The following is a 13,994-nucleotide window of genomic DNA, read 5'->3' on the forward strand; positions in this document are numbered from 1 at the left end:
TAGAAGCCTTTCGATAGGTGGCGGGGTCCATACTATTACGTCATATTGCTTTAAAAAGTATTATTACCTATAAAATTTTACTTTTATCAAAGCTGGCTTTAACTGCTCCTGAAACAGATTGTACTCAAATTTTATCTCAAGAAGAATGGCAAATTCTTTATATTCGCAAGCATCAAACAACTCAGGTACCTCAAAAACCTCCCAATATAAAACAAGCACTTATTTGGCTAGGCAAATTAGGCGGATTTTTGAATAGGAAAAATGATAGCCTACCGGGAGCAATGACATTATGGCGAGGATATGAAGAGCTTCAGCAAAGTATCATGATGCTACGTATATTTTCTGGTAATAATAATTATGGGTAAAAGTCAGATTTTAATCCTATAGAGAAATTTTGAGCTAACTTAAAATCATTCATCAGAAAAATTATTGGCCAATTCAATTCCCTTTCTGAGGCTATCGACTATGCATTCAAATCGATCATTTAAAAATCAAAATACTATAAATTGGAATACCAGTTCTGGGATCTTGGTTCGTTGCAATAATCATTAATTCACTTTTTTCGAAGCGTGATCCGGCTAGGAAAAGGGATTGACCCAAAACAAGCATTTTCTCACGAGAATAGTCTATAATTTGAATAACATTTAAAATCAATTAGCCAGATTTAACACAGCAAACGATTACTGATGAAATATACCGAAAGCAAAGGAATGGCTTTGGGCTTAGTCAAGGGGTTTTCTATGAAAATCAATATAAGTGGATTTGGCCTTCACTCTTCTTCACCGGCCAAAATATTAACTCAGCATGATAAAATCACAATCTTGGCTCAAAGAACTGATTTATATCGTGGCGATGACTTTTATTTTGGATTTGATAGCAGTAATCATAATTTTATAGACATCATTGATCTGCAAGAGCCTTTAGCTATCAAATGTGGACACACGCTTTCCCTTTATCATGACACGTCACATATCACCGTATATGAGCTGTACTTCATCGAAGAAGAATCCAGACGATTAATCCCTATGATTAAACTGGAGTCTCAAGCCATAGACAGTGGATTAATAAGATATTTAATCCCATTTGAATTTTTAGATTTGTACGAACGCACCTACAATAAAAATGATATGACAACTGGAGCAAGAGAGTATTCTGCGTCAGAGCAATTTATCTCACTTTTCCTTACAAAATTATTGCTTGGAGAGTGGCCAGCAAAGAAAGAATCGATTCATTTTCAAAAAGCTGTTTATGACCTGGAAACAGATACGACCTGCAGATGCCAGCTTCAGGATTTACAATTTACAAAAATATCTCGTCAGAAATACAAAGAAGCCAATGAAAATGATTTTGTAGCAATAAATCCCTTTTATGATAATCCCCGTATAGATCTTGCTTCTTTAATTAAGAACAATACTGAATGTGTAACAGTAAGGGAAATTAAAAACCATCATTTTCCACGAATAGAAATTGTTGTGCCCATAATGAATATCTCTGAACAATATGAAATCATTTTTCAAAAAGAAAATCCCGTTTTATTTAAAAATTTGCATCATGCCTTAGAGCGGGGCGATACAACTAATTTGAGCCATCTCTTAAAACGGCATTATTCTGAAAAAATACAACATTATTTTTCGGAAGCAGGTATCACCTCTTCCGGATAAAATCTGAAGAAATAAGATGAAAATATTTTTCAATAGTGTTACAAAAAATTACAAAGTTTACAGGAGATGTTTATGTCCAATTCAAAAACTGAAGTTGACAAAGCAATTAGATTTTTTAAAGACCAAAAAAAAATTGAAGAATATACTGAAAGATGTTTAGAGAATCCTGAATTAACTCCACGAGAAAAAATGATAATTGTGCATTTTAATCAACATAAACGTTTAAATATCATTGCAAAAGTTCAGCAACATACTTATAAACATCTCTTTCAAGAAAAGCCAAATGAATTTTTCACTAAAAAATACCATTATGATTGGTGGATTTTTCCTATGCATGTTCCCAAAGAATGGATGTGGGAGCAAAGAAATTATGATGCTTCCATCAATTTAGTTGAAGCTCAAACTTTACTTCGTGACAAACAATTCACAGATACTTACATTAACTCGATATCAATGTATCTCGCAGCACTTAAAAAACATAGTTGGAATAATTATCCAGTCCGTTATGCAAGAATGCTCCACTCATTATCCCTTTTTCTACTAGCCGCTAGAAACTTAGAAGTGATCCCCGAAGTTTATAGCCGGCTTTATGAGCAAGCCCAAGATGCAATTGCTTATGCAAAAGAATATATTTTGGCAGACAATAAAGATTATGATTTATTAACTACGGGCTATAAAGCCACTTTAGCAGAAATAGAAAAATATGCACCATTAGACAACCCAGTTCCTAGTGGAGCTGTTCCATGACCAACCCAATAAAGCTAATACTATAGTATTTTGATTTTTAAATGCTCGATTTGAATGCATGGTCGATAGCCTCAGAAAGGGAATGGAATTGGCCAATAATTTTTCTGATAAATGATTTTAAGTTAGCCCAAAATTTTTCTATAGGATTAAAATCTGACTTTTACCCATAAATAAAATTTCTAATATAATGGCATGATTTTATTTATGGGTAAAAGTCAGTATTGAAGATTATCGGGTTGGAAAGTTAAAGAATGGAGTGGTGGCTCATAATGATAACGAGTTAGCTCTAGTTTAATGGCGGGGAAAAATTCGCAAGTTCTTCTACATTTTCTACTTTATTAACACTGCCATATTACTGGTGTTTTCTTTTCGGCTTGGACAATATTAAACCTTACATATTTTTACTGAAAATTTGTTTTGGGGAGTTAATAATGTTGTTTTCTTTGGTGAACGTTTCCCATGATTCTTGTATTTCACCATTTACCCTTTTGACTTCCTCGACATTAAGCCCTTTCGTATCGAAAAATTTCATTCCATTCTCTTTAGTGAGCACATTGATGCAAAACTTGGTTACTTCTTCAAAGTTAGTTAATATTAGCTCGCAGCTCTCACTATCGCCTTTTAAATGATTAATTGCTTTCTTAGACTCTTCAAGAGCAGATTGATAAATTCTGAGTACTGAGGCAGGTGGGGGGGATTTTTCAATTTGCAGGGTTCGGAATTCAGAAACTACTCTATCTTCATATGCAGAAAGAGCCTGAAATTGAAAATCTAATTGGGATTTATCTTCCTCACTAAATGTATCTGCTGATGTAGATGTTAGTAACCTCATTGTATCTCGGATACGTTGAAACGCAATTTTAATGAAATTATCAATTTTTCTATTTCTTTCTATTCTAGGCATTACTTTCTCCGATTTGATTTCTTATTCGATCTCAATCATAGGCTTGAACATTTCTTTTGTCAAAAAAATATACATAAATGACATATATCCAAACAATATATCAAATAATAACTCAATTCATAAAAGGAAATCAAATTTTATAAATTAAATTTTATAAATTAAAAAGCACAAAAAACAAAAAAATAGACTAGAAAATAGACTAGACTAAGTAATCATATGGTTACAAAATATGCAATTGCATCATTAAGAATACATTTTATTATTGAGATTATCTAATGAAAACATTAATCAATCAAAATCGGTTTCTCAAAGCTATCGAGTATGTTAGTGAGAATCATTTTTCAAAGCCTTATTCCATATCTCCTATGGTAGATAGATGGTTTAACCAGTTATCAATGGTTCATCTTGCGAATGGTAAGATAGTGCATTTATCGGGAAAAGTAGCAACCGAATTTGTTGACATTACCTTAGATGGGAAAGTAGTTGATAAAAAGGACCTGGCTATTGTATTTCAATTCCATTCACAAAAATCCGAACATGAAAAGGAACGAGCTGTTCTGGTAAAAAAAATTGATGAACTTAAAGAGGAACTGAAAAGCATTGTTCCTGAGGATAAAGTTAAAAAGGAACAACTGGAAGCAGAGGAAAAAAAATTAGAAGAATTTGATGCCAATAAAATAAAAGCAAAAAAATTATATGAGGATATCATTGAACGTGGCACATCCACTTTAAATGAAAAACGTTTGGAGAAACAATATAAGTCAAAGATAACTCAAATTGTTCATCGTCCAAACCATGGTTTAACACATTCAGTTAGAGTTTCTTATCTTGTCACAGGGATTCATGCTTTTAAACAGGAATTTAATAAACATTCAAAAGCACTCGACAATAATACAGAACTTGAAAAGTCGCAGATGATGATGTTATTCAGTGTTGTAGGCCGTCGCGATGAAACTGGCTTTAATGACACCGGTGATAACGTTAAAGGTTGTGAAACTTATGAGAGTTTTAGAACCACCTCAGGAAGAGAGTATCTTAAGTACTGCCGTACCCATTTAACAGATCTGTATAAAGACAATCTGGATGCAATGTATCGGGATGCTATTGTTGTAGAACTTATGGGTTATTCCAATATTCAAGATCGAATAGATAGAAGAGAAGATGATCCACCACAAGTATTTATCGATTACGTTATTGAAAAAGAAAAGCAATTAGGGAACGATATTTCACGTGAAGAAGCACTAAATTTGACAACCAAACCCCAATCTTACAAGAATAAAACTCCTAAATATAGTCTCGAAAAATTATTTCCTAAAGGTGCTGTTCGAGAACTTGCTGATGCCAAATTAGGTATGATGAATGATGCCCATGGTATCGACTTAACACGTTGTTATCCGCTCTACCCTTCAAAAAAAGGAGGAGCAAAAGCGATTGGTATCATAGAAGATTACGTCGATTTATCTGGTCTTTCAGATTCGTTAAAAAGCGCCAATTTAGAAAAATTGGAAGCTGTGTTCAAGTTTTTACGTTGTAGCTTTGATACTCTTCAGTTAACTGGTCAGAAATCTATGTTTGGTTTGATTTCTCAGGAGGCTTTCGACACTCAAAAAGATAACATTCTATTAGCTATCCAGGATATAAACAAGCGATTCCAGACCCCTATCAATAAAAAGACACGAGAGGAACTAATTGAAGAAATTAAAAAAGCTCGTCAAGTAGATAATTATTATAACAATTTAGAAGGTAGCCTCGCCCTGAGTAATAAAAGCAATTCAACTCTTGAAGCTTATCGTAAACATCTAATTCTTCAAGAAATAGTAAAACACATCACAGCGGCTCCTAAATTAACAACTGACAAACGAATGTTTGATTTCCAAAACACTCAAGAAGATAACCCTCATAAGATTAATCATCATAAAAATGCTGTTAGTTTAATTAATGCATTGCAATCCATTACTCCAGTCAAAGGGGTAACCAAGGTTGAATTACCTATAATTTCTGTTGTAAAACACGATAGACCGAAAAACAAAGTTATTGTTTCTTTCGAGAGCCAAGAACAAGCTCAAGCTTTTCAAGAAGCATATGATACGTTTTTTGGTGTCAAACTGGATATTACTAAACACTCGCCTCACCATTTGTCTATTGAAGCAAATAGGGAACATTACAAGCAATTGCGCGATGATAAATTGATTGAGTTTAAGCAAGTTACAGTGTCTAAAGTGATTAACAGAGAAGAGTTTTTAGTTGATCCAGAAGGTAATATTACTGCTTTGGATATGATAAAAAATAGCCAGGCTTTGGTGCGTCTTGTTTCAACTACGGCTTTGAGCGGAGAGTCGTTTCCAGATTATGATTACCTTTTAAGATCGTTTGAAGATCCAGTTCACGAGCGTTATACTCCCCCTATTCGAGAGAACATACATTTCCCGGTTATTCATGGAAAATACACTGATCCAAGAACAAACCGAGTTTACGAACGAAAAGTAGTGACCACAACACTTCCTGAAGTTCGTTTTCAAGAGCCTGTAACTGAGCCGATTAAGTTTGAAGACAAGGTTGCTGATGGTTGGGTTGTGGGCAAACCAGGTTCTCCTCAAAATACGATTTTTACTAAAAAATTGGCTCATACTTTACTACCTCCTCATGGTAAAGTGATACCATTTTCTGGTTATCCAGATAAAAAATGGAATTATTTCCCTATTGGTGTTCTTTCAGACGTTCGTCAGGTTGATTTGAGAGATGAGCGCTATATCTGGTCTGAGAACATGGATACAGTGAATAAATTTTGGATAAAAGATTCTTCTAAAACTAACTTGGACTTTTGTAATTATTTGAATGCTCAGATGGAAAAATCCGGGCAGCCTAAGCGTTACCCAAAAACTAATGTTATTGCTTTGGACAAGAGTAAACTTATAAAAGAAAGTAGCACTAAAGAAGAGCTCATAGAACATTTGCAAAAGCGGAAGAAAAAGATTTTTGATGTACTTAATGCCAAAGCTTATAGACCAAATGATGAAGCCTTGCAAGATTTTAAAATGTTGCTTCAGCAAGAGCGGAAAATATATCTTGATCGTTTTAGTGAGAATAAAGTCGCACAAAAAGAAATAAAGGAACTTTATTCAGCGATGATTGAACGTATTAATATTGAGGCTGCTAGAAAAAGTTCGAAATATGCGATTAATCTTAGTCAATTAATTCAACTGCAAAAGGAACGCGTTGAGGTTGGAGGGCATAATGAAATTCTAGCGGGGAATACGAAAGGGGCTACACAAGCTTTCTATGCAACTCGTGATCAACTTTTTGATCGCCTTAATTTAGCATTTCATGCTCTCGAAATTAAAAAGAAATATCAATATGACGTGCCTCTTTTGGTTCTAAGTCAGGATAAGCCACCATATCATTATACAGAGGCAATGATTAAGGAAGACCTTAAGACTGCTTATGATCTTTTACGTAAAGGAGAGTTCCCATATGACAAAACGAAAACTATTGCTTATGAACTGGATTCCAAAGGGAATGCCCTTAGAGACAAAGATGGAAAACGAATTCGTAAGAAAACCTCTGGTGGCGATGACGTTTATGAAGAAAAAAACCAGGTTTATCAAAAAGATTTATTAGTTAATCTTTTTAAATTAGCGCTGCCTTTAACTGACATAGAACAGCTTCAGAAGGGGCAAATTGATTCTGAAACACTTGACGGAGTAAAAATTGATATTGCTATCGATTCAATTGTTGAGCAAATGGATGTTATTGGTGGTTTAGCGCGCGAACGCAAATTGATGCAACAGATCTTTTCACAAAAAAATAAAGCGAAACAAGAACAGTTTTTTTTGCGCCAGATCGCATTAGGAAATCTTTCTTTGGTGCAAGAAATGGCTAACAACCGATCATTTTTTATCTCGCCAATGTTATTGGAAAAAGCAGTCTTGGTTGCTGAAAAAAATAATCATAAAGCGATAAGAGATTTTCTTGCTCCTCCGAAACCATCAATTGAAGCAGTCCGAGAAGACATAAAAGTGACACAAACAACCCAAGTTGAATCAGTGGAAAATGAAATATTTGTTGAAAAATCTCATTTAAAATTCGAAATTGAAAATTTGAAAAAACCTATTGATTTGTCAAGTCTGGAAAATGTGTTAAAAAGCCACCATGAGCGTATTGCCGCTGTAGTAGAAATTAATCTACGAGATCGAAGTTCACTTAAGTTGGATAACATACTCTTACTCCAGAAGACAACAGAGGAATTACTATTAAATCCATCTTCAAACAATGAAAATAATAAAAATAAATTAGATGAATTTATAAAATTATTAAATGCTCATCCGCAATATAAAGAAAGTTACGCTCATGTACTGGCGGCCTCAGATAAATCAGTTTCATTAAGCAGTATTCTAAAAGCTCATGATCTTTGGGGAGTTGAACTTACGGCTAAAGCAATCGTCCTTTTAGCCTCTCAGGAAAAAGATATATTTAGCTTAGATGATCTGATTAAAGTATATGAGCAAATGAGCCTTGTGATGCCAACTGTCAATTGCCAAGAACATTTGAAAAATGCGATGTCTCTTGTTGAGCAGCGTGGTATGGAGGATGCTAATAATTACCTTCTGCTAGTTGAGTGTAATAGAGAGTCACTTGCAAAGATTTATTTTAAAGACGCGAAGGCATTATCACGCCAACCGATGATTGATGCTATACGTTCTAAAGTTGAAGGATTAATTAAAAACATTGAGGCAAATGGCTTCGGATCAATGGACAAGGAAACAAAGAATTTCTGTGATATTATGAAACAAATGGTAGAAGAGAATAAAGATGATTATCTTTTCCTATTGCTTCGATACCATGATCTGGTAAAAGTTCATCGAGTAATAACTTCACCTGAAATGCAAGATATTAAAAAAGAGATTGCCACGCGTGAGTACAAAGCATCTGGTTTTTTTGGTTCTCGAACTAGCCTAAAACAAGCTAATGCTATAAAAGAAGCTTTGGCCAAAACTCCTTTACTTGAGCGAGAACATATTTTGACAGGCGATTCACCTTCTTGTAGAAATGTACAAAGAATTCTTCATTCTATTGGGATATTAGTTGATAAACTTGATATAGAGGAACTTCTCAAAGAGGAATCGACTAAAAAATTATCAAACTAAGATTTGCTTGACCGAATTACCTTGGAGCTAATTTGAAATAAACATATGAAAATATGAGAGTTTCCTTTTTTGATGGAAGTGCAAACTTAAACAAAAGGAAAGGAAAGCTCCCATGACAGCGATTATTTGATTAAATGTGAACATGTAATAAACGGCTTTGCCGCTAATTTTTTCCAAAGATGAAAATGATGTTATTCCGAATGAACATAGGCTTGGTAATTTTTCATAAGTCAATGAGCCTTCTTCCTTAATGACTTGTTTAATGTATTTGATCGGACAGCAGCGGTTTGCATGAATGAGATATTCCACACCTAATTTCCAGAATAAATTTTCCTATACCTCTGGCCAAGGCAATCAAGTATCACGAGATGTTTGTCCATTAAATTAACGTGAATTCCTATTTCCTGACACAATCCGGCTACCAGTTCATGATGATCCGGATTTTTAATTCCATAACTTGGTGCTGACACAGTTACTACCCCTAAAAGGGAGTAATAGATCAAAAACCAGATCCTGTGCCAATCTTTTTTATTTAATGGGCTAGGTGCGGAATAACAGATATAGGAAAGCCTCTTTCTAAAAAATTCTCAAGGACAAGGCCTGTTACGCTTTTCTCACACATACAATCTATCGGATTAGCTTCCTTATCACGGCATTATATCGAATTCAAACAAGGTAACAGTCTAATTGCATCCAGAATATGACCATTCACAATGATCAAATGAAAGTCAAAATATATTTAAATAGATCAAATAGTTAATTTTTTGTTAATTTTTTAGGAGTATACTTTAATAAAAGAAGTAAAAAATATAAAATTTGATAAATAATATTTCATAGTGTTCTATAATTTACAATAAATATGAATTTGGATTTAAATGGGAATTAATCCCACGACTATGAAACATTTAAACAACTATCGTGTGGGGTTGTGATGACTAAATACGTTGAACAAATTGTAGGTCTACTCTCTGGCTTAGACATAAAACAGGCAGAATCTTCTTTGCAAAAGATGAGCATCGATCAAATCAAGGTTATGCGTTCTCGTGTTTTGCCTCAAATAACAGATTTAGAAAGAAGAAAACAATTAAGATCGCTTCTTAATGAGCGTGAGCAGCAAATTTATGCCAGTGCTGAGAAAGATTCAGTTCTTAAGGTAGCTGTTCAAGAAAACACACCCATTAGTGATTCACTGAAAGGGATATTTGATGAGATTACTCAGAATGTGATTTTGGGGTTTAACAGCGAGGTTGAAAGAACACTTCTTCTGGAAAGAGCGTCCTACAATGAGTTATTTGTACTTGAAAAAAAACTAAGCACGATGCTTCACTATGATTCAGCAAAAGAATTGTATCTCAGCGTTCAAACCGAGATGGCAAAAAGGGAAAACGATGAAAATATAAACTCTGTAATATGGGAAAATGAGTTAAAAGAGAGAACGATAAATGGGAATAATCTTTATTGGCAGGGCAAGCTCTGGCAAAACTTGATTAGTCATAGTAATCAAATTAAAGCAGAACTTTATAAACCGTCAGTCAAAACATATGAAGATTCTCCTAAGCGTGTCCCAGGCTTTTGGTCCAGAGCAGGCTCTTGGATTGCTGATACGGCGAATGCTCTGGGAGCTGGCGTATTAAAAGTCACTGCTTTTGTTTTGGGAGCTATACCTTATGGCATTTACAAGGGAGTTAGTTTATTTAAAAATGCCCCCCCAGAGCCAGAAGTCAGGGAAAAACCCCCAGTTATCGAACTCAATGAAGATGATAAGAATCATTTAGATCGATTACGCCTGAAAGGCGCGCAAGAGGTCGCAAAGGCAACAGGTCTAACTGGCTTTGGTGGTGAAAAAAAACGTGATAAAGCGAGTGTCTTGACCTCATTACACTCTCGATTCGGTATGGTTATAGCGTCGCAGATGATGGCAGGGACAAAAAATTCACATCACCGCGATTTAAATACTGTTATTGAATCACTAACAAGAAGCACTGATGACAACAATATCATCGAGGAAGTAGAAAATGCGATTAAAGGAGTCATTGATCCTTTCGTTGAAAATCCTCTAAATGGCGAGCATGCCTGCTCTACTGGTGGTGATCCAGATATGGTCACTTCCATGGAACGAGAGCTGTTTAGTAAACTAGTAGAGAGGCCTGAGGAATTTGAAAAGTATGGTGTGAGGTTAACAAAAACAGAAAAAGCACAAGTTAAGAAATATTACGACACTATGAAAAATACCCAAGACTTGAGTCATATACTGAAGGCTGTGGGTGCGGATTGGGGGGGGTATAGACCAACATATCCCAAAAAAGGGGAACCCAAAGATAGTTACGTGAAGGTTGAGCATGATTTTGAAAAAAAACAACAAGAATTTGAAAACAAGCTGTTGTTAGCAAGCCGAGCTGTACAGGAAGCGATTAAAAATCTAAAGGATGGGGAGTCACTATATCTTGAGACAGGCCTGGAAGGTCATGCTATGCAGTTAGTCATCAAGAAAGAAGGTGCGAATATCAAGCTGTCAACGTATGATTCATCTGGCGCTTTAGAAAATACTGCGCTTGCGAAAGGAGGGCTTTCTGTTATCAAGGAAGGAGCTAAAGACTTTAGGGATGTCTTTGCTAAAAAAGGTTTATGGGCTGGCCTTGGCGCTCTTGCTAGCACTATTTCGGGTGTCTTCAAGTTGTGGCGCATGGGCGAAGAATCGATGAGAAGAAATGCCTTAACTTTTTCTGTTCCTCAAGAAAAATTATACACTTCAGACGGATTGGATTACTTACGGACCTTAATAAAATCCAACTCAATGGCTGGCTGGGCAGAGACTCATATTGATTTAAAAATTAAACATACCACTATGGAAGAGCGTAGTCATATGGGCTATTGGGAAAAGCTGATGGCTTTAAATGCCCAATCAGACGTCTATTCAAATTACATCAAAAATTTTACGTCAATCGCCTCTGATGATTCACCTCCTGAGTTTCAGGATTTACTACAAAGACCGCAAAATACGCAAAACTGTTTTGCGAAAAAAGCCCAATCTTGCGAATTGTATGAATTAGGAAAACCAACCTATAAAAAAGTTAGATTGGCGATGATGCTGGATCAAAGGCAAGGTATATTGGATGATGTGTGCGGTAAGGAAGGTGTCGCACAAAGTGACAAAGCAACCAAATTACTAAGTGGATCCTATGCTGTTGCACTGAGGAAAATGGCATTGGAACCTGAAATACTATCTCCAGACGAGTTGTATGAAGTATCTATGCGCCTGAGTGAATTAAAAACACCGCCGACGGAAGAGTACTATAAGAGTTATTTTGAAGCTTTGATCAAAGCGAAAGAACAGCTAATTGCTCAGAAGAAGACTTCAAATCAACCAGCTATTGATCGTATTAATGACAAAATTAATAGTCATGCTAAAGAATTTTATTTGTATTTAAAAGAAAACAAACAACAGGATAGAATTGAAGCAATTTTTGACCCGGCATTTTACAATAAAGAGCCTAAAGATTGGCCATCTGATGGAATGCCATTAAAGACTATAGAAGGAAAAATTGATACAGATGCTTTAACAGAATTAAGTAAGCATTCTAATTTTCTCGCATGGAAAGCCACCATTCAATTAATGAATCATCAAATTAAAAAACTAAGTGTCAATGAAAGACATATACATTCTGAAAAAGAGCGCTTATCTTCAACAAGTCGTTTATCCCGTGTTACGACAGAAGATTTAATCGACGCAAACCTAGTTACTTTTAATTCCGGTGAATCCAGAAAAGAAACGATTAAAATTGAGATAAATATAGATGGTAAACGAAAAGAAATTGATATTAATGCATACTTCAAGCGTTTACGCGCAGATAGAGAAGCTCTTATAAATCCTAAAGTTGTTGATCTGTTGAATTACATATGTAATGCCTCTACTGCTTATAAAGAAACCTATATAAAACAAGTATATAAACATCAGATCAAAGCCTTTGAAGATAAAATGACTTCGAGCATTGACCAAACTGCTAAAAACTTGAAAGAAACTATAGATAAGTTGAATCAATTTAATAAAAAACTGGACGAAAAGATTGATCAGTCTAAAAAACTTATTGAATCAGTTAAAAAAGAAATAGAAACAGAGCAAAAGCTTATTGGTGATAACAAAAATTCAGTCAAATTAAGAAATCTGACAGCGCGTTTGGATCTTTTAAATAAAGAAGTGGATGAGTTAAACGCATTGCAGCGTTCGATTGCAACCAAACTTCAAACACTTCAAATCGATGAAGAGGTTCCTGGCCCCAAAAAGAATATCGCTACAGCAAAAACGCTATTGGCAAAATTGCAAGAGTTAAAGACCAAAGTTCCCCCAGATTTGCGAACTATCAACGCTATAAGCAAAGTATTCAGAACGGGTGATCATGTGTTGGATAGTGTTAAAAAGGAGACGGAGGGGGCGATAAGAGAATTTGAAGTCGATAATATCGAAGAACAGGCAAACGACCGCCTCAATCACGTTAATAAATTCCGTGAGCGAGTAATTAGCAATCATTTAGAAGCCAATTCTGAATACAGGATATTAGACGAACTCGCCTCAGGACGGCTTGGATTGGAAATTGATAAAAATAGGGATATGTATAAGCAAACACCTGAGGAGAGGATTGAGTTTTACAGACAAGGAAAAAATACATTCTTATTTGGTTCAGTATTCCAGGAAATCCAAAGCTTAAATCAGAAGCTAAAAGAAAAAGTGTTTGAAATTATCGAACAAAAAGTAATATTAAGTACGGATGAGTATAGTGCAAATACTTTCGATTCAATTGGCACCGGAAATGCTGAATACATAAAACTGGATACAGTTGCGGGGAGCATTAGCAAGCAACCCATTCCTGATGCAATCAAGAAAGAATGGGTTGAAAAAATGTTTTTGATTTGGTTGAAACATGAGCATCCAGAGAAGTTAAATAAACTTCAGAATACCACAAACCAGGTCGCAGCAATTAATAATGCGTTTCATCACTTTCTAGAGCAAAAAGCAAATATGAAATACGGTGCTCTAATGCAATCCGGATATCCTATAAACCTCAACGAGAGTCAAATTAAGGAGATGTGGCAGCCTATTGATATCGAAGCTAAACGTAAAGAGCGAATGGATGCTGGGCGAGTTATTTTATCAAAACTCATGCAAGCCGGAGGACTATTAGATAAGATCCGCGCGAGAGAAAAAGTCAAGGAACCTGTTGTTGAATCAGTTAAGTTAACCCCTGAAGAGTTAGTTGGACAGCACGCAAAAGTCGATACAGTCGATTATGCCCCACCTGAAGTGGAATTTTTGAAACTGTATCAGACTACGGTTATCGATGGTAATACTTTAAAATTCTTGCGCGCCAATCCAACACCAAAACCGAAGGGAAGAACAGAAGAGGATTGCACGAAATATTACAAAGAGGTTGAAAGCCATTTGCATAAGCTGAAAACATTTGGTGGCCTGGAAAATAAAGCACAACGAATAACCGAGTTTTGCAACTCAGCGACTGCTGAAATCTTTAATTTACCCTATCCCCC

At 35.3% G+C, this 13,994-nt stretch carries 6 protein-coding genes and 1 pseudogene; 5 read left to right on the forward strand and 2 right to left on the reverse strand.

Going from position 1 to position 13,994, the window contains the following annotated elements; all coding sequences use genetic code 11:
• Positions 1-17: 17 nt before the first annotated feature.
• The 3 genes from CC34_RS0111515 (at position 18) to CC34_RS01000000116535 (ending at position 2,408) form a co-directional block, all read left to right on the forward strand.
• Positions 18-365, forward strand: coding sequence for an IS4 family transposase (locus CC34_RS0111515; RefSeq protein WP_027228656.1), 348 nt, complete (start codon positions 18-20; stop codon positions 363-365).
• Between the two features lie 375 nt (positions 366-740).
• On the forward strand, positions 741-1,661 hold the full coding sequence (locus CC34_RS0111520) for a hypothetical protein (protein WP_027228657.1): 921 nt from the start codon (positions 741-743) through the stop codon (positions 1,659-1,661).
• Between the two features lie 72 nt (positions 1,662-1,733).
• Positions 1,734-2,408: a hypothetical protein gene (locus CC34_RS01000000116535; protein ID WP_050598226.1), complete on the forward strand. Its 675-nt coding sequence runs from the start codon at positions 1,734-1,736 to the stop codon at positions 2,406-2,408.
• Between the two features lie 391 nt (positions 2,409-2,799).
• Here the strand turns inward: CC34_RS01000000116535 and CC34_RS01000000116540 are convergent, their stop codons facing one another.
• Positions 2,800-3,312: a hypothetical protein gene (locus CC34_RS01000000116540; RefSeq protein WP_050598227.1), complete on the reverse strand. Its 513-nt coding sequence runs from the start codon at positions 3,310-3,312 to the stop codon at positions 2,800-2,802.
• A 275-nt stretch (positions 3,313-3,587) separates the two neighbouring features.
• On the opposite strand from CC34_RS01000000116540, the gene CC34_RS0111535 reads away from it, so the two are divergent.
• The gene (locus tag CC34_RS0111535; RefSeq protein ID WP_028378818.1) at positions 3,588-8,456 is read left to right on the forward strand and encodes a SidE phosphodiesterase domain-containing protein; all 4,869 of its coding nucleotides are present in this window, start codon (positions 3,588-3,590) and stop codon (positions 8,454-8,456) included.
• A 311-nt stretch (positions 8,457-8,767) separates the two neighbouring features.
• Here the strand turns inward: CC34_RS0111535 and CC34_RS1000000117545 are convergent, their stop codons facing one another.
• A complete protein-coding gene (locus CC34_RS1000000117545) occupies positions 8,768-8,959 on the reverse strand; it encodes a hypothetical protein (protein ID WP_129894879.1) in 192 nt (63 codons plus the stop codon).
• Positions 8,960-9,387: 428 nt separating this feature from the next.
• On the opposite strand from CC34_RS1000000117545, the pseudogene CC34_RS01000000116545 reads away from it, so the two are divergent.
• Positions 9,388-13,994, forward strand: a pseudogene (locus tag CC34_RS01000000116545) (hypothetical protein); the annotation flags it as partial.

The organism is Legionella pneumophila subsp. fraseri, assembly GCF_000586315.1.
In the GTDB taxonomy this organism is placed as follows: Bacteria; Pseudomonadota; Gammaproteobacteria; order Legionellales; family Legionellaceae; genus Legionella; species Legionella pneumophila_B.